Raw genomic sequence first — 18,105 nt, 5'->3', positions numbered from 1 at the left:
CGGCACCATCACCCCTGGTTCCGGGCCCGTCGTCCGGCCCGACGGGGCGTCAACTCATCTGACCGGCAAGTGATAAGCGACCCGGTAGCGGTCGGCGGGCACCACCACATCGGCCGTCTCCACGGCACGCCCCGAGGCGTAGTACGTACGCCCGATCACGATGACCACATGGCCGGGCACCCCGCCGAGCGCCAACAGCTCCTCCGCGAGCCCCGGGCGCGCGCCGACCTCCTCGGCCACGTTGTCCACGACGATGTCGATGGCCGCCATCCGGTCGACCACTCCGCAGCCGCCCAGCGGACCTTCCTCAGGGAGCATCACCGGCGTACGCCCGGTGACAGAGAGGGGCTCCCAGGAGGTGGAGAGCATGATCGGCTCACCCGCTTCACGGAACACGTAATGCGTCCGCATGACCCGGTCGCCCACCTCGATGCCGAGCCGCTCGGCGACCTCGACGCTCGCCCCCTCCTGCTCGCTGCGCGACTCCCAGGTGCCGCGCACCCCGTCGGCGGTCTGCTCCTGGCGGAACGGACTGGCCCCCTTCTCCGGCCGGTATCCCGAGCGGGCGATCATGCGGGGGACGGGGCGCTCGCGGACGTACGTACCGGAGCCGGAGCGGCCCTCCACCAGCCCCTCGGCCATCAGGACCTTGCGCGCCTCCAGGGCGACGGTGTCCGAGACCCCGTACTCCTCCCGGATGCGGGCCTGCGACGGCAGGCGGGTATGGGGCGGCAGCGCGCCGTTCACGATCTTCTCCCGCAGATCGCTCGCCACGCGCAGATAGGCGGGCTGCTCACCGAAAGTCACAGGCCACTCCCAACAGGTTGACAGTCTGCAACAGCCTGACAACCGTGGGTTGTGCACCGCAAGCATGGGCCAGGGTTTCACTCAATGTGATGACAGTGCGGCGGATCATGCATGGACCGGCCGTGGGCGCCAGAGTGGTTCCCGGCCAATCCATGCCCATCCATGCCCCGGATCGCGGCGATCGACACGGCCGCGACGGCCCGCAACTCCCCACCCCTTGACCGTTTTTGGTCCAGACCAATACCTTCCTGTGCACAGCACGGCTCCGCATGTCCCTTCCGCATCCGCATGTCCCTTCCGCACCGGATCTCGCACAGGAACGAGCCTCATGCCCCGAAGAAACCTGTCCCGACTGACCATCGCGGGCGTCACCTTCGCCCTGCTGGCGAGTGCCGCCCCGGCCGCCATGGCCGGCGCGGACCACGGCCGGAACAACGGCGGCGACCGCTCCAAGGGCCAGCACAGGCCCGCGTACAAGAACATCGGCTACTTCACCCAGTGGGGCGTCTACGGGCGCGACTTCCAGGTCAACGACCTCCAGACCAGCGGGTCCGCGGCCAAGCTGACCCACATCAACTACGCCTTCGGCAACGTCAGCGCCGAGGGCAAGTGCTTCACCGGCAACATCGCCGGCCAGGCCGACGCCTGGGCGGACTACGCCCGCCCCCTCGACGCGGCGAACTCGGTGGACGGCGTCGCCGACACCGACACCCAGGCGCTCGCGGGCAACTTCAACCAGCTCCGCAAGCTGAAGGCCAAGAACCCCGGCCTCAAGGTCATGATCTCGCTCGGCGGCTGGAGCTGGTCCACCCACTTCTCCGACTCGGTGCGCACGGCGGCCTCCCGCAAGGCGCTCGTCGCCTCCTGCATCGACCTGTACATCAAGGGCAACCTGCCGGTGGACGGGGTGCGCGGCGGCCAGGGCGCGGCGGCCGGCGTCTTCGACGGCATCGACGTCGACTGGGAGTGGCCCGGCTCGGCGGCCAACGAGGGCACGGTCTTCCGTCCGGAGGACAAGAAGAACTTCACCGCTCTGATCAGCGAGTTCCGCACCCAGCTGGACGCGTACGCGAAGAGCCGGGCGAAGGCGGCCAAGTCCGCGCAGGGCAAGGGCCACGGACACCACAAGCCGAAGCCCAAGCACTACGACCTGTCGGCGTACGTCCCGGCCAACCCGAAGGCGATCGACGCGGGCTTCGACGTGAAGCGCCTCATGAAGGACTTCGACTTCGTCAACCTTCAGGGCTACGACTACCACGTGTCGGGCGAGAAGAAGACGGCCCAGCAGTCGGCGCTGTACGCGAAGAACGACTTCAGCGTCGACCGGACGGTCCGGGACTGGATCAAGCGCGGCGCGCCCAAGCACAAGCTCGTGGTGGGCATGCCGACGTACGGCCAGGGCTGGACCGGAGTGAGCGGCGGCGGCAAGGGCCTCGGCCAGCCGGCCACCGGCCCGGCTCCGGCCACCTGGGCGAACGGCTACGAGGACTACAAGGTTCTGAAGAAGCTGGCCCGGTCCGGCACGTTCAAGGTCCACCGGGACACGAAGAACGGCCACGCCTGGCTCTTCGACGGGACCACCCTGTGGACGTACGACGACCCGCAGGTGCTGCGCGCCAAGACCTCGTACATCCGGGACAAGGGCCTGGGCGGCGCGATGTTCTGGTCGCTGGACGGGGACACGGACGACGGTGAGCTGGTCGCCACCGTCGACCGCGGGCTCAACCGGCGCTAGCGGAAACGGGGTCGGGGCGGTCGCGTGATGCTGCGACCGCCCCGACGTCATGTCACCGGTTCACCATGGCTGCGCGGGGATCAGAAGTGCAGACCCCAGCTGTTGATCCGGCCGGTGTCGTACGTCCAGTTGTCGGCGACCCGGAGCTTCCAGGTGCCGTTCGCCGGGACGGAGGAGGCGTTGACCGTGTACGTGGTCACCACGTCGTCGGCGCTGCCGCCGGAGCCGAACGCCTTCAGGTTGAAGACCGTGCCGTTGGGCGCGACCAGGTCGATCCGCAGGTCACCGATGTAGGTGTGCGAGATGTTGACCGGGACCTTCAGCGCCGACGGGGCGTTGCCGGTGATCCCGGTGACCGTGATCGGCGACTCGACGGTGGAGTTGTCGTTGATCGGGTAGCTGGTGGTGTTCTCGAACTTCTTGCCCGGGTCCGGGTCCGGCGGGGTGGTGCCGCCCGCGCCCACGTACAGGAGGCGGTTGGGCGAGCCGGTGCCCGGGTTGCCGACGACGCCCGGGGTGGCGGCCGCGACGAGACCGGCGGAGACCTGGGCGGGGGTCGAGCCCGGGTTGTCGGCGAGGTAGATCGCGGCCGCGCCGGCGACGTGCGGGCTGGCCATCGACGTACCGGAGATCGTGTTCGTGGCGCTGTCGCTGGTGTTCCACGTCGAGGTGATCGAGGAACCGGGCGCGAAGATGTCCACGACCGCACCGAAGTTGGAGAAGCTGGAGCGGGCGTCGGTGTTGGTCGTCGAACCGACCGTGATGGCCTCTTCGACGCGCGCCGGGGACTTCGTGTTCGCGTTGGTGGACTCGTTGCCCGCCGCGACGGCGTAGGTGATGCCGGAGGCGATGGAGCGGCGCACGGCCGCGTCGAGGACCGAGTCCGCGCCGCCGCCGAGGCTCATGTTGGCGACGGCGGGCTTGACGGCGTTGGCCGTCACCCAGTCGATGCCCGCGACGACCTGGGCGGTGGTGCCCGAGCCCTGGTTGTTCAGCACCCGGACGCCGACGATCTTCGCCTTCTTGGCGACGCCGTAGGCGGTGCCCGCGACGGTGCCCGCCACATGTGTGCCGTGGCCGTGGCCGTCCTGCGACACGTTGTCGTTGTCGATGGCGTCGTAGCCGTTGAAGGCCCGGCCGCCGAAGTCGCTGTGGCTGATCCGTACCCCGGTGTCGATGACGTAGGCGGTGACGCCCTCGCCGGCCTTGTCGGGGTAGGTGTAGCGCTGGTCCAGCGGGAGGTTCCGCTGGTCGATGCGGTCCAGACCCCAGGAGGGCGGGTTGTTCTGGGTGGCGGAGACCGTGAAGGTGCGGTTCTGCGAGACGGACGCGACGGCCGGGTCGGCGGCGAACTTCTTCGCCTCCGCTGCGGTGGCCTCGACCGCGTAGCCGTTGAGGGCCGAGCGGTAGGTGCGTTCGATGCTCGCGCCGTACTTCTTCGCGAGGGCCTTGCCCTGGGCGGAGTCCGACCTCGCGGCCGAGTCCTTCAGCGTGACGATGTAGCTGTCGCTGATGGTGCCCGGGGCGCCCGCGTTCAGAATCACGCCTTCGGGTGCGCTCTCGGCCGCGGTCGCCGGGAGGGTACCGGCGGTGGCGAGGGCGACGGCGGCTGCGGTGGCTATGACGGTCGCCGCGGCGAGTCTTCGACGTGCATGGGGGGTGTGACGCATCACTGACATGTGAGGGGTCCTCCTCATAGGCGGTGCGCTGGTGGGGGGTGGTGCCGGAGCCGCGCGAGGCTCCCGACAGGGGCATGACAAATCAGCCGTCCGAACGCTCCGCTTTCCGCGTCGTCCGTGACCGGCATGCCCTGCTGCCAGCGAAAGATTGACCGATCCATGGCAAACCCACAAGGGTGCCTTGGGCCACGCCATACGCACGCCATTCATCTGCCATATGCCTGACATCCTGGCGGCCATGACCACCTATCACTGCCCCCAGGACGGAACCCGCTCCCCCACTTCCGCCCTGACCTGGCGCTGTCCGGTCTGCCGAGGCCCGTGGAACCTGGACTTCCGGCCGCCCCCCGGACTCACCCTGAATGTGCTTCCCGGACGTGCCAATTCACTCTGGCGTTACGAAGAGAACCTGCCGCTCTCCGCCCCGGAGGTCTCCCTCGGCGAGGGCCGCACCCCGCTCGTCCCCCTGACGCCTTCCGTCTCGGCCAAGCTGGACTACCTGATGCCGACGCTCTCCTTCAAGGACCGGGGCGCGGTGATGCTCGTGGAGCTGGCCCGCCGGCTGAACCCGGACCGGGTGGTGGCCGACAGCAGCGGCAACGCGGGCACGTCGATCGCCGCGTACTGCGCACGGGCGGCGCTGCCCTGCACGGTGTACGTCCCCGAGGGCACGTCCCCCAAGAAGACCGAGCAGATCCGGGCCCACGGGGCGCGATTGGTGACTATCCCCGGCGGCCGGGAGGCGACGGCGCTGGCGGCCCGCGCGGCGGCGGACGAGCCGGGGGTCTTCTACGCCTCGCATGTCTTCAACCCGTACTTCCTGCACGGCACGAAGACGTACGTGTACGAGCTCTGGGAGGACCTGGGCGGCCGCCTCCCCGACACCCTGGTGGTCCCGGTCGGCAACGGCACCCTGCTCCTGGGCGCGGCCCTCGCCACGGAGGAGCTGTACGCGCTGGGGCTGATCACGACCCGGCCGCGGCTCGTGGCGGTACAGGCGGAGGCGGTGTCGCCGCTGGCGTCCGCGTTCGGGGCGGGGGCGGAGGATCTGGTGGCGGATGGGGGTGCCGCTGCCGCTGGGGAGGCCGCGTCGGGTGACCCACGCGTCGGGCTGGGCGCCGCTGGGCCTGGGGAGGCCGCGTCGGGTGACCTGCTGGGCGCCGCTGGGCCTGGGGAGGCCGCGCCGGGTGACCTGAGCGTCGGGCTGGGCGCCGCTGCCTCTGCGGAGGCCGCGCCCACGCTGGCGGAGGGCATCGCGATCCCGCGGCCGCCGCGCGCCCGGCAGATCCTGGCGGCGGTGCGGGCGTCGGGCGGCACGTTCCTGACGGTGACGGAGGACCAGATCAGGGACGCCCAGCGGGACTTGGCGGCACGCGGCTTCTACGTCGAGACGACGGGGGTGGCGTGCTGGGCGGCGGTACGGGACGGCTCGGCACACCGGCCGCCGGGGAGCGTGGTGGTGCCGTTGTGCGGGGCGGGGGTGAAGACGGGGATGGCGGGTTAGGGGGCGGCGGGGCGTGGGGAGGCGGGCGTCAGGAGGCGGCGCGTGGGGAGGCGGCGTCCGGTGTGCTCAGCCCCTGCACGTACGCGGCGTCCGGCGCCTCCCGCTCCAGCAGGTACGCGTCCAGCTCCGCGGCCCCCGACAGCAGCGCGCGGCCGCGGGCGGCGAGCCGGGAGTGCCAGTCGCCGAGGGCTGCCTCCAGGGATTCCAGCCCGCCGGCCGCCCGGACCTGGGCGATCAGCGGGGCGATCTGCTCCAGCAGGTAGCCGCCGCGCCGCAGCTGGTGGACCAGCCGGGCATCGCGCACGTCGGCCTCGCCGTACACCCGGTACCCGGTCAGCGGGTCGCGGCGCGGGCGCACCAGCCCGGCCGCCTCCCACTTGCGGAGGGTGGCGGGCCGGAGGGAGAGACGGCGGGCCAGGGGGCCGATGAAGGTGCCGGTGGGGGTGTCCGCGGAGACGTCGGTGGGGTTGTCGGTGCAGGCGGGGCTTTCGAGCGGCCCGGACCCGGTCACCTCGGGCCCCAGATCACGCAGGGCGCTCTCCACCGCGCGCAGGGTCCGCCGGTCGTCGAGGAGCTGGGCGTGACTCTCGTCGATGAGCAGGAGTGCCTCGTCGGCCGCACCCCGGTTCACGGCCCGCATGATGCCCGTCGCCGTCCGGTGGCCGTGGCCGGGAAGGAGGGAGAGGAACGTGCCCAGAGCGCGGGCGTGCAGCGGGGTGTAGGTGCGGTAGCCGCTCCCGGTGCGCTCGGCGGCCGGGAGGATGCCGGCCTCCTCGTAGTTCCGCACGGCCTGCGTGGACAGCCCGTGCGGACGGGCGAGGTCGACGGGCCGGAGGCGTACCCGACTTTGAAGGTTCTCTCCCACACCAACCCCGTCATCACGGCCTGCTTGTCGGCTCCGGCGTAAAAGTCTCCACCGAAGGTTCAACGATACCGTTGAATGCATGGCCAATGACACCGCGCGGATCGCGCCCACCGCCCATGCCGTAGAAGCAGCCGCCGTCATGAAACTGCTCCCGGCCCGCCCCCGTGTCCTCGCCCTGGGCGAGCCCACGCACGGCGAGGACACGCTCCTCGACGTACGCAACGAACTCTTCCGGCAACTCGTCGATCAGGAGGGTTACCGGACGATCGCCATCGAGAGCGACTGCCTGATGGGCCTGGCCGTGGACGCCTACGTCACCGGCGGCGCGGGCACGCTGGACGAGGTGATGGAGCAAGGGTTCAGCCACGAGTTCGGCGCGTCCGCCGCCAACCGTGAACTCGTGCGGTGGGCAAGGGAGTACAACGCCGCCCGCCCCACCTCCGACCACCTCCGCTTCGCAGGCTTCGACGCCCCGCTGGAGATCACGGGACCTGCCAGTCCCCGCCAGGCCCTCACCGCCCTCCACGACCACCTCGCGTCCTGGCTGGACGCGGACGACCTGCTCCCCTGCTCCGCCCGGAGACTCGACGAGTTGCTCGGACCCGACGGCCGCTGGATCGAACCGGCCGCGATGACGGACCCGTCCCGCTCCTTCGGCCGGTCGCCGGAGGCGGCGGAACTCCGCCTGGTCGCCGACGACTTGATGTCGCTGCTCGGCGAGCGGACCCCGCACCTGATCGCGGCGGCCGGGCGGGAGGCGTGGGACCGCGCCCGCCTGTACGGCCGCACCGCCACCGGCCTGCTGCGCTACCACTCCTGGATGGCGGACACCTCACCCGGCCGCATGACGCGGCTGCTCGGCGTACGGGACCAGCTGATGGCCGAGAACCTGCTCGCCCTGGCCGCACGCGGCCCGGTCCTGGCTTTCGCCCACAACAGCCATCTCCAACGGGAGAAGAGTTCGATGCGGCTGGGCGGCGAGCGGCTGGAGTGGTGGAGCGCGGGGGCGATCGTGCAAGCACACCTGGGGACGGCGTACGCCTTCCTCGCCACGGCCCTCGGCACGATCCGGCATCACGGGGTGGACGCCCCGCCGCCGGAGACGGTGGAGGGGCTGCTGTACGCGCTGCCGGAGGACCGCTGCCTCGTGGACGCGCGCCGGTTGGCCACCACGCTGGGCAAGGCGCTCCCGGCACCCCGCGTCTCCCCCTGGTTCGGCTACTTCGGCCTGGACCCGGCGCATCTGGCGGAGCTGGACGGCCTGGTATTCGTCAAGGACGTACCGCAGGTCTGAGCGCCGCATCCGGGAGACGGGTCCGAGCCCTGCCACCCGACGATGCCGCCAAGGACAGAACCACCCGACCGCTCCGGCACGGACAGGGCCACCCGACGACTCCGGCGCGGACAGGGCCATCCGGCGGGCGCGTTCACGCCAAGTTCCGGGGGCGGGCGTGCCGTTCCGCCCGCCCCCACCGCCGCCTCCCTACCTTCGTACCGTGAGCCTCTCGCGTATCTCCGCCCTCGCACTCGCACCCCTGGTAGCGGCCGCCCTGATCGCACCTCTGCCGCCCCACCCCCAGGCGGCCGCCACCACCCCGAAACCGCCGCCGTCCGCCGTACCCGCCTGCGGCCGCACGGACGGCCAGGACCCCACCTGGGCCTTGTCCTCCACCCGCTTCGGAGAGTCGGAGGGCTATGACCCGTACGTGGGGAACGGCTACCTGGGCCACCGGATCCCCGCCACCGGCACCGGCTACGCCGCGACCGGCGAGAAGACGGGCTGGCCCCTCTACACGCCGCGCTACGACGGCGCGTTCGTCTCGGGGCTCTACGCACGGGACAAGGCGGTCTCCGAGGGCCGCGAGGTGATCGCCGCGCTGCCGAGCTGGACGACGATCGAGGTGGGAGTCGGCGACGAGAAATTCGGCGCGGACACTCCGGCAGGCCGGATCTCGCACTACCGCCAGACGGTCTTCCTCAGCTGCGGCCTCGTCCGCACCTCACTGCGGTGGACGACGGCGGACGGCCGGGCCACGGACCTGACGTACGACGTCCTGGCCGACCGTTCCGACGTCCACACCGGGGCCGTACGCCTGCGGATGACGCCGCGATGGAGCGGTACGGCGACGGTCACCGGCCGGCTGGACGACCGGGGCGCACGCCGGATCACGCTGCGCAAGGACGGCACGTTCAGGACGCTCGGCACTGGTGTGGAGGGCGCGGTGGCGCAGACGATGCGCCGGGGCTCGGGGGTCGTGGAGACGCTGCGCCCCGAGGCGCGTACGGCCCCGAAGCCGACGCCGGTACGCGAGGGCACGACGTACACCTTCGAGAAGTACGTCGGCGTCGACACCGCCCTGACCTCCACGACCCCCGCCGACGACGCCCGCGAGGCGGCTCACCGGGCGGCCCGGCGCGGCTGGGACCGGATCTTCGCGGCGAACGAGGCGGCGTGGCGCGAGGCGTGGTCGGCCGACGTCCTGGCCCCCGGCGACCCGGAGCTGCAACGCTGGCTGCGCTCGGCCCAGTACGGCCTGCTGGCGAGCACCCGGCGCGGCTCCGCGGACAGCATCGCCCCGGCGGGCCTGACCAGCGACAACTACGCGGGCATGATCTTCTGGGACGCGGAGACGTGGATGTTCCCGGGGCTGCTCGCCACCCGCCCGGAGCTGGCGCGCTCGGTCGTGGAGTACCGCTACCGCACGCGGGACGCGGCCCGGGCGAACGCCGAGAAGTACGGCCACCGGGGCCTATTCTACCCCTGGACCAGCGCGAGCAAGGGCCGTATCGACTCCGAGTGCCAGAGCTGGGACCCGCCGCACTGCCTGACCCAGAATCACCTCCAGGGCGATGTGTCCCTGGCCGTCTGGCAGTTCTACCTTTCCACCGGCGACCGCGACTGGCTTGCGGCACGGGGCTGGCCGCTCCTGCGCGGCATCGCCGAGTTCTGGCAGTCCCGCGCGACGGCGAACGCGGACGGCAGCTACTCCATCAAGAACGTGGCCGGGCCCGACGAGTACAGCAACGGCGTCGACGACGCCGTCTTCACCAACGCGGTGGCCGCCACCGCCCTGCGCAACGCGACCCGCGCCGCCGAACTCCTCGGCCACCGCCCACCGACCGCGTGGAACGAGGTGGCGGACGGCCTCCGCATCCCGTACGACGCGGAGCGGAAGGTCTTCCTCCAGTACGCGGGCTACAACGGCTCCACGATCAAGCAGGCGGACACGGTCCTGCTGATGTACCCGCTGGAATGGCCGATGGAGCCCGGCGCCGCCGCTGCCACCCTGAACTACTACGCGGCCCGCACCGACCCGGACGGCCCCGCGATGACCGACTCCGTGCACGCGATCGACGCGGCGGCGATCGGGGAGCCGGGCTGTTCGACGTACACGTATCTGCAACGCGCGGTACGCCCGTTCATGCGCGGCCCCTACGACCTCTTCTCCGAGGCGCGCGGCGAGAAGTCCGGCGCGGAGGACCCCCTCTCCGGCTTCCCTGCCGAGGACTTCCTGACCGGGAAGGGCGGCTTCCTCCAGGTCTTCACCCACGGCCTGACGGGCCTGCGCCTGCGCGAGGACGGCATCCACCTGGACCCGCTGCTGCCGCCCCAGCTGAGTGAGGGCGTACGGCTGACGGGCCTGCGGTACCGGGATGCGACGTACGAGGTCGAGATCGGCGCCCGCACGAGCACGGTCCGCCTGACGTCGGGCACCCCGTTCACGGTCCACACGGCGGAGGGCCCGCGCCGACTGTCCGCGCCCCTGACCCTCCCCACCCGCCGCCCGGACCTGACCCCGACGCCCGACGCGGCCCGCTGCCGCCCGGTGGAGGCCACGTCCGAGGCCCCCGGCCTCTACGCGGAAGCGGCGGTGGACGGCACCCCGACGACATCCTGGTCCCCGGACGGCGCGGAGGGGACCTTGACGGTCGACCTGGGCCCGCACCCCCTTCGCATCACCTCGGTGACCCCGCGCTGGAGCGACGTACCGCCCGCGTCCCACACGTTGGAAACCTCCGCCGACGGCCGCTTCTGGCGCCCGTACCTGCCGGGCGACACGGCCCGCAAGGTGCGGCTGACGGTGCGATCCGAGGACCCGGAGAAGCCGGCGGGGGTGACGGAGCTGAGGGTGGGGGCGGAGCGGTAGGGGCGGGCAGCATTCTTTCAGCTCATCGCGGCAGGGTAGGACCGGCCGCAGGTCGATCAGCTCTCAACGGTAGATCCGGCTTCTGCAGTCAGCTGATCGAGGAGCGGCTCAACGCTGTCAAATTTCCATCCGCACATCTCGCTGAGGAAATCCTGCAGGTTCTGCTGCACAGTCTGCTCTCGGTGCCGCAGGAACTCCACAACGTTGCCCGAGGCGAGAAGCTGGGCCACTCCACGATTCACCGCATGAGATGCCAGGACCGACTCCCACTCGGCGTCATCCAGGTGGATCGGCTGGTTGGCGATCAAACTGTCGATCTCGTTCGCCGGGTGCGCGGCAGAGCTCAAGATCAGGCGATTGCTGGCAGAAAGACGCTGACTGCTCCCCACATTCCTGGGGTTGACGATATAGCTGATGGCCGGAGCAGCCGTATTGGATTCTCCAATTACACGAGCAAGACGTGGCTGCTCAATAGTGTCTCCGGTCAGGAAGTCACGCGGACCGAGAGCCCAGAGGGAGCAGAGGATGATCTTTCCGGCCCCCTCGTTGGTTCGCAGGCGAGCGGCATTCGGCATAGCGTGCTCAGACCGCTCCACGACGTCGATCAGGCCGCGAAGGGACTCCTCCGTCGAGTGGGGCAAAATCTTGTAGGTTTGTGCCTTCATTGCACCGGTGGCGCTACCACGGAAGATATAGGGACCGACCACCGCGGCCCGCCAGAACCACCTGCGAAGCACCTCCAACCCACCAGGCCCCGGGTCGGGATGGTGAGCGAAGAAGCGTGTCAGCACCACCAGGAGAAACCTGTAGGGCAGGAGATGGAAGTGAGGAACGCCAGCCTCCTCCTGCACGAATTTGACGGCCCGAAGCAATGCCTCCTCCCCTGCCTTGAAGGCGGCATCCCGCCCCTCCTTCCCATCGTCGAACTCGTGATGGATATCGCGCGTCACATCAGGACCACGCCTCGCCAGAATGGCCCTCAGAATAGTGTCGTCATCGATGGTGCCGAACTGCCTCTCGACGTTGATCCCCTGACCGATTCTCTCGATGGTGAGGGTCTCGTCCTGCTTGGACTCTTCACCGGCATAGAGCGCCGAGAACACCTCGGCGCGCTTGAGCCTCTTCCCATAATTGTTCATCCGGTCGAAGATTTCCTGAAGGGCGTCCGGACTTCCTTGCTTGACAACGTATGCAGGGATAGGGAACTGACGCAGCCGCTTGGTCACGTTCGTCGCGTCATCGAGGTGTTCCGCAATTTCGGGATACTTGGCGAACCACTTCAAGATCTGCTGAAGGTCAAAGACGATAGGGAGCGGGATGACCATCGGATCAGCAGATGGCGGCGACGAGATGAACTTACCGTTCTTGAGATTGTACGAAAGGGCAAATTTCTGATCGGCCTGCCCTGAGGGGTGGAGCGCGTTAGCCAAAGCCGTGATGCGCTGCTGCCCGTCGACGACCCACTGGGCCGCATCTGTAGCAGGGGCATCGAAATGCAGGGCACCCAGACTCACCTGCTGCTTGACAGCAGGCCGCTCCCACAGCAGGAGGCTGCCGACCGGGTACCCCTTGACGATGCTGTCGAAGAGACGCCGAACATCCTCACGTGCCCACCGAAAGCCTCTCTGGAAGTGCGGGACACGGATCTCACCATTCCACGCGGCCGCCACAAGGGCCTCAACATCAAAAGTCGCAGCCGTAGGCTTCTCTTTCAGACTGGACATATTTGATTCCCCTCAAGTGCTTCACTGCGCGACGCGCACGAACGAACCTTCAAGCCAGCAGGGTTGCAGCTCACACGGCACGGACGAGCAGGTTCTCAACAACTTGGCAGATTGGCCGAAAATAGCCCTCTTGTGTCTGGTACTTCAGCTTCTCCACTGGGGCCTCGCGATGCGTGGAATCCGCGAGCAGTCACACACCTGCGCCTGATGACGGCAGGAGGGCCAGCTTCCACGGAAACTGGCCCTTCGTCAGGCGAGTTCGAAGCTCGGCCATCACACCCCCGGCATGGACGCCGCACCGTCACTATCAGTAGGTTCACTCTGTGGTGACCGTCATCGCATGAGGGCAACTGCCGGGGCACCGCTGCCCGGCTCAGCCCCCGGACACGGGCGACGGGCGTCAGCCCTGCGCCCGTCCCGGCCGCTGGGCCTCCCCGGCCGCCTCGGCCTCGGCCTTCGCGTCGCTCACCGCCGCCGCGGCCTGCTTGGCGACCTCGTCGGCGGCCGTGGCGGCGTCCAGGGCGAGCGTCGGGTCCGCCTCGATCTCCGGAGCGCCGGCCTCGTCCGGCGTGGCGTCGTCGGCAGCTTCCTCTCGCTCGCGCTCCGCGGAGACGGGGGAGCCCATCTCCGACCGGTCGCCGAAGGCGCTGGTGACGGCACGGACGGCCTCGGTCAGCTCGCCCGGGATGACCCAGAAGGTGTTGTTGTCGCTCTGCGCCAGATGCGGGAGGGTCTCCAGGTACTTGTAGGCCAGGACCTTCGCGTCGGCGTTGTTGCGGTGGACGGACTGGAAGACCAGCTCCACCGCCTTGGACTCGCCGTCCGCCCGCAGGATCATGGCCTGCTGCGTGCCCTGGGCCTCCAGGATGTCCTTCTGCTTCGTACCCTCGGCGGTGAGGATCTTGGCCTGCCGCTCGCCTTCCGCGTGCAGGATGGCCGCGCGCTTGTCCCGCTCGGCCCGCATCTGCTTCTCCATCGCCTCTTTGATGGTGTTCGGCGGGTCGATGGCCTTGATCTCGACGCGGTTGACCCGGATGCCCCACTTGCCGGTCGCATCGTCGAGGACGGCGCGGAGCCGGGCGTTGATCTCCTCACGCGAGGTGAGGGTCCCCTCCAGGTCCATGGAGCCGATGACGTTACGCAGCGTGGTCACGGTCAGCTGATCGATGGCCTGCAAATAGTCGGCGACCTCGTAGGCGGCCGCTCGCGGGTCGGTGATCTGGTAGTAGAGCACGGTGTCGATGTTGACCACGAGGTTGTCCTCGGTGATCACGGGTTTGGGGTCGGACGAGTACACCTGCTCGCGGACGTCGAGTTTGGTGTTGACCCGGTCCGCCACCGGAAGGACGAAGTTCAGGCCGGGCTGGAGCGTCCGGCGATACCGCCCGAACCGCTCGATGTTGTAGCGGCGCGCCTGCGGAACGATCCGCACCGTGGCGGAAACCAGAAAGACAACGACGATCGCCGCCACAAGAATCGGGATGACCACCGGGTCCATGCGTCCTCCCTCGCTAGGTGTTCAGCCGTTCGGCCGTTCACGTGGTCACGTGTTTCACGTGTTCACGGAAGAAGCTCGCGCGGGTACACGACAGCTGTGGCGCCCTCGATCTCCATGACGTCCACCAGCGCTCCCACCGGGATCACATGGCTCTCGTCGAGAGCCCGGGCGGACCATTCCTCACCGGAGACCTTGACCAGGCCGTGGGTCGCGGTCACCTCCTGCATCACCTCGGCCCGCTTGCCGATCAAGGCATCGCTGCCCTCATGCGTGACGGGTCCGCGGTCCAGGGCCCGCAGGGCGACGGGCCGCACGAGGACGAGCCCCGCCACGGCGGCCAGGGCGAGCGCGACCAGCTGGCCGAGCAGGCCGATGCCCACACCGGCCACGACAGCGGCGACCAGCGCGGCGCCGGCCAGCAGCCCGAAGACCAGCGTCAGGGTGAAGAACTCCGCAGCGCCAAGCGCCGCGGCGGCGAGCAACCATGCGAACCACGGCATCGGATCAGCCTCCCCAAGGGGACCTATCCGTCACTTACCCACCGGCTCAGGGGCGGAACCGCTTCTCCCCGGGTCCGATCTCTCTCCCGGTTCCGATCTGCGATGGGCCCGGACCCGCCCGCCGCGTCGGCACCCGGCTCCGCCCCTCCTCCGCCAGGGTTACGCGGTCCTGACCGGGAGCTGGAGGTAGGAGGCGTGGTCACCCCCGGTGTGGATGACGTGCCGGCCGCTGTTGGCCGGGACGTACTCCCGGTTCCCCGGCATCATCGTGCCCAGGAGCGACCGCCCGCTGATGACGAGGCGCAGCTGTTCGCCCGGGTGGAAGGCGAGCCCGAGCGGGAGCAGGTCGATCTCCACCTCGACGACCTCGCCGTGGAAAAGCTTCTCGACCCGGTCGAAGCTGTGGGCGGGAACGTCCTCGGTGGACAGGGCCTTGTCCAGGTGGCGCATCGAGACGCGCAGACGTCCGTCCGCGCCCTTGTACCGCAGGATCGAGGCCCCCCGCTCAGTCACATCCTGGATCATCGCGCCTTGGTTGGGGACGGTGAACTGCTGCAACGGCGTGCCGTGGGCGTCCAGCTTCTGGACAAGGAGGAACAGGTCCATGTCGTCGGAGCCCTCCGCCTCGACCCACAGATGCGCCTTCGGGTATCCGACGAGCACGGTCTCCTGGTCGAAGCGCGTCACGAACGACACCGCGTCCGGGTTGGACCCGACGACGTAACCCGCCGTCGCCCCGGCGGTGGGCGCTGCCGTGGCCAGGGTCCGGGAGCGCCCGTCGAGGTAGAACCTCGCCGATGTGACGTCCGCCGGCGGGAACCGGTCCGCCGGTACGTTCACCTGGTCGCCGCCCTGGAGGTCGAGGAGGGAGTAGCGCACGCGGGGCGTCTGCTCCCAGCCGTTCTCCTCACCCTTGAGGAAGTGGTCGAAGAACCGGCGCAGATCCTCCGTGTTGTCCGCGTCGTAGTAGTCGGGCCATTCCTGGCTGTTGTGGACGCGGAGCCACTTCTGCTCGGAGGCCATCCGCCGCCACGCACGGAAGGTGCCTGCGGTGTGCAGCGTGTTGGAGTAGCTGGCGACGACGTACGCGGGCACGGTGATCTTCTCGAACTGCGGGATCTTGTTCTCCCACAGCTCGTTCACCAGCGGGTACCGCTCGGCCTCCGCGAGGATGTCCTCCCGCCGGCCCTTGCCCCAGAAGCTGTTGTTCTGGAGTTGCTCGGCGAAGCCGGTGTCGGGCATGCCGCCGCGCATCACCAGGTCGCGGTAGACATCGCTCACGCCCTCCCACGGGTTGACCGCCGCCAGGTGGGGCGGCTGTTCGGCGGCGGTGAACCACTGCGAGACCGCGAGGTACGAGGTTCCGCTCATCGCGACCTTGCCGGTGCACCACTCCTGGCCGGCCAGCCACTCGACGAGGTCGTAGCAGTCCCGGCCCTCCTGCCGGTCCCATACGACGCTGTCGCCCTCGGAGTCCACGACGCCCCGGATATCCGGGTTGCAGATGGCGTAGCCGTGCGCGCACCAGTACGCCGGGTCCGGCCCCTCGAACTTCGCCAGCCCCGAGACGACCCCGTTGTCCAGCCCGACCATGCCGAAGATGCCCATGACACTGGCGGACGTGCCCTGCCCCTTCCCGTACGGGCTCCACGCCACGATGACGGGCACCCGCTCCGCCCCGGCGGGCCGGAAGACGTCGACGTGAATCGTGACGCCGTCGCGCAGGGTGACCGAAACGTCCTTCTCCAGAACGATGTCGACCGGCAGGGCCCGGAACGGCGGCGCGATCCGGAACCCCGCCTCCAGCGTCCGGGTCCCGGGCTCGAACCCGCTGAGGATCCCGTAACGGGGCCCCGGCTCCAGCGGCTGGGACGGCGTGTACACCCTCTGGTCGTCACTCATGGTGAGCTCCTCATGTTTCTGCGCCTGCGCCTGGGAACGGGCGGCTCCGGCGCAACAAATCGACCGTAAGTCCGCAGAGCTTTTAACTCAACCCCTGTTGAGTTTCTAACTCCACGATCGTTGATATCCACCCGTCGAGAGGTAGATCCCGGGAGGTACGTTGAGGACATGACCGCGCACACGAGCCCTGCCACCGCCGCGCGCCGCGGACGCCGACCCGGGACGAACACGACCCGCCAGGCCGTCCTCGACGCGGCCCGCGCCCGCTTCGCGACCGACGGCTTCACCGCGACCACGATCCGGCGGGTCGCGGCGGACGCAGGGGTGGACGCGTCCCTGGTGATGCAGTTCTTCCGGTCGAAGAACGAACTGTTCGCCGCCGTCATGTCCATCCCCACGGACGCGCTGACGCGCTTCAGCGCGGCGTTCGAGGGGACCGACGACGACCTCGGCGAACGCGTGGTGCGCGCCTTCATCGACATCTGGGAGGGCGACGCCCGGAGCTCGGAGCCACTGATGGCGATGTTGCGGGGCTCGATCGTCAACGATCAGGCGAACGAGCAGCTACGGGAGTTCCTCCAGGAGCGACTGCTGGTCGACGCCATCGCCTCGCGCGACGTCGGCGACGCGACGCTCCGGGCGGGGCTCGTGTCGTCGATGCTCGTGGGACTGATGGTGGGACGGGGCATCGTCGGCGTCCCGACCCTGACCGGCGCGGAACGGGAGACACTCGTCGCACTGGTGGGCCCGGCCGTACAGAGTGTGCTGGTCCCGCAGGCGGCTGGGGCGGCGGCCACAGCCGGCTGAGGGCTAACGTGCGGGTGGTTGTCAGTGACGGCTGCTTCCATGGCGTCATGAGCACTGCGCACGAGACCGCAACCGCTCTGCCGGACCCCGCCGAACTCCGCACGCGTGTGCGTGCGTTGTCCGTTCTGAACGCCGCGATGGGCGACGATCCGAGGTTCCGCCGCTACACCTTCGACGGCACCAAGGGTCCCGCCGGCGTGGAAACGGCCTCGATGAAGAACGGAGCGGGCGACGACTTCTCCGTCCACTTCACCCCGCCCGGCGTGCTCATACGCGGCTTCGACCACGAGTCGCAGATGAGCCCGTACGCCACGGACGACGAGCAGGTCCGGCCCTGCCTCCCCGACGACGTCCCCGCCTCACTGCGCCCGCTCCTGGCCGAACCGGCTTTCCACGACGAGGATATTCCACTCCCACCTCGCTACGCTCCGGCTTCCGACCGGGTCGTCCGTTCTACGGCGCTGTGGCGGTGCTTCGCCCGTACTCCCGGATTGACCCCCCGGACGACATGCTGACAGTCCATCGCATCATGCACGAGGGCTTTCAGTACAAACTCGTGGAGCGTTCGGTGAAATTCCAGAAGAAGCAAGCCTGGACTGTAGCGGACACGAAAGCAGCGGCCCCGAAGCTCTGCTCGCCACTCCAGGCCGGCCCCATCGCGCCCGCTGACAGGCAGTATCCGTTCGGTCTGCTCCCAAGGTGGACGGGCAGGCGGCGACCATCGAAACCTGTGCGCCGTTCCCACTGCTGAAGGGAACCGTCCCAACCGATCTCAAGCTCCAACTTCACCCAGGTGTCAGGTCATTGAACGATCAGGGGCGCGCGCCTCGTGCGATAGACTTTTACCGCTGCGCACCTTCCCGGAGGGTACGAGGCAGAATCCACGGTCCAGCCCGCTGGCCGTGAGTGACGGATGGGGCGGATGCCCGGTAGGGC

At 69.4% G+C, this 18,105-nt stretch carries 13 protein-coding genes; 6 read left to right on the top strand and 7 right to left on the bottom strand.

What is annotated here, in order from left to right:
* Positions 1 to 54 precede the first annotated feature (54 nt).
* Positions 55 to 807, bottom strand: a complete 753-nt coding sequence (locus GTY67_RS23060) for a GntR family transcriptional regulator (RefSeq protein WP_093692897.1) — start codon at positions 805 to 807, stop codon at positions 55 to 57.
* Positions 808 to 1,135: 328 nt separating this feature from the next.
* Here GTY67_RS23060 and GTY67_RS23055 point away from each other — a divergent pair, with 328 nt between their 5' ends.
* Positions 1,136 to 2,542: a glycoside hydrolase family 18 protein gene (locus GTY67_RS23055; RefSeq protein ID WP_161279837.1), complete on the top strand. Its 1,407-nt coding sequence runs from the start codon at positions 1,136 to 1,138 to the stop codon at positions 2,540 to 2,542.
* A gap of 80 nt (positions 2,543 to 2,622) precedes the next feature.
* Here GTY67_RS23055 and GTY67_RS23050 read toward each other — a convergent pair whose 3' ends face one another.
* Complete coding sequence (locus tag GTY67_RS23050) at positions 2,623 to 4,221, bottom strand: S8 family peptidase (RefSeq protein ID WP_093692899.1); 1,599 nt, start codon at positions 4,219 to 4,221, stop codon at positions 2,623 to 2,625.
* A gap of 238 nt (positions 4,222 to 4,459) precedes the next feature.
* On the opposite strand from GTY67_RS23050, the gene GTY67_RS23045 reads away from it, so the two are divergent.
* Complete coding sequence (locus GTY67_RS23045) at positions 4,460 to 5,725, top strand: threonine synthase (RefSeq protein WP_237502674.1); 1,266 nt, start codon at positions 4,460 to 4,462, stop codon at positions 5,723 to 5,725.
* Between the two features lie 28 nt (positions 5,726 to 5,753).
* On the opposite strand, the gene GTY67_RS23040 is transcribed toward GTY67_RS23045, so the two are convergent.
* Complete coding sequence (locus tag GTY67_RS23040; RefSeq protein ID WP_161279836.1) at positions 5,754 to 6,590, bottom strand: TioE family transcriptional regulator; 837 nt, start codon at positions 6,588 to 6,590, stop codon at positions 5,754 to 5,756.
* Between the two features lie 79 nt (positions 6,591 to 6,669).
* On the opposite strand from GTY67_RS23040, the gene GTY67_RS23035 reads away from it, so the two are divergent.
* Entirely contained in the window at positions 6,670 to 7,884 is a 1,215-nt protein-coding gene (locus GTY67_RS23035; protein WP_161279835.1) for an erythromycin esterase family protein, read from the top strand.
* A 202-nt stretch (positions 7,885 to 8,086) separates the two neighbouring features.
* The gene (locus GTY67_RS23030; RefSeq protein WP_161279834.1) at positions 8,087 to 10,738 is read left to right on the top strand and encodes a glycosyl hydrolase family 65 protein; all 2,652 of its coding nucleotides are present in this window, start codon (positions 8,087 to 8,089) and stop codon (positions 10,736 to 10,738) included.
* 56 nt (positions 10,739 to 10,794) lie between these two features.
* On the opposite strand, the gene GTY67_RS23025 is transcribed toward GTY67_RS23030, so the two are convergent.
* From GTY67_RS23025 to GTY67_RS23010, 4 genes are all read right to left on the bottom strand, one after another.
* Positions 10,795 to 12,462: a DUF262 domain-containing protein gene (locus GTY67_RS23025; protein ID WP_161279833.1), complete on the bottom strand. Its 1,668-nt coding sequence runs from the start codon at positions 12,460 to 12,462 to the stop codon at positions 10,795 to 10,797.
* Between the two features lie 400 nt (positions 12,463 to 12,862).
* A complete protein-coding gene (locus GTY67_RS23020) occupies positions 12,863 to 13,960 on the bottom strand; it encodes an SPFH domain-containing protein (protein ID WP_093692903.1) in 1,098 nt (365 codons plus the stop codon).
* Positions 13,961 to 14,022: 62 nt separating this feature from the next.
* Positions 14,023 to 14,460 (bottom strand): NfeD family protein, encoded by a 438-nt coding sequence (locus GTY67_RS23015; RefSeq protein WP_093692904.1) that lies wholly within the window; start codon positions 14,458 to 14,460, stop codon positions 14,023 to 14,025.
* A gap of 159 nt (positions 14,461 to 14,619) precedes the next feature.
* Complete coding sequence (locus GTY67_RS23010) at positions 14,620 to 16,362, bottom strand: CocE/NonD family hydrolase (RefSeq protein ID WP_161279832.1); 1,743 nt, start codon at positions 16,360 to 16,362, stop codon at positions 14,620 to 14,622.
* A 168-nt stretch (positions 16,363 to 16,530) separates the two neighbouring features.
* On the opposite strand from GTY67_RS23010, the gene GTY67_RS23005 reads away from it, so the two are divergent.
* The gene (locus tag GTY67_RS23005) at positions 16,531 to 17,169 is read left to right on the top strand and encodes a TetR family transcriptional regulator (protein WP_161279831.1); all 639 of its coding nucleotides are present in this window, start codon (positions 16,531 to 16,533) and stop codon (positions 17,167 to 17,169) included.
* A 47-nt stretch (positions 17,170 to 17,216) separates the two neighbouring features.
* Complete coding sequence (locus tag GTY67_RS23000; protein WP_202461539.1) at positions 17,217 to 17,684, top strand: hypothetical protein; 468 nt, start codon at positions 17,217 to 17,219, stop codon at positions 17,682 to 17,684.
* Positions 17,685 to 18,105 lie beyond the last annotated feature (421 nt).

The organism is Streptomyces sp. SID8374, from assembly GCF_009865135.1.
In the GTDB taxonomy this organism is placed as follows: domain Bacteria; phylum Actinomycetota; class Actinomycetes; order Streptomycetales; family Streptomycetaceae; genus Streptomyces.
This window is presented reverse-complemented; position numbering and strand designations above follow the sequence as displayed.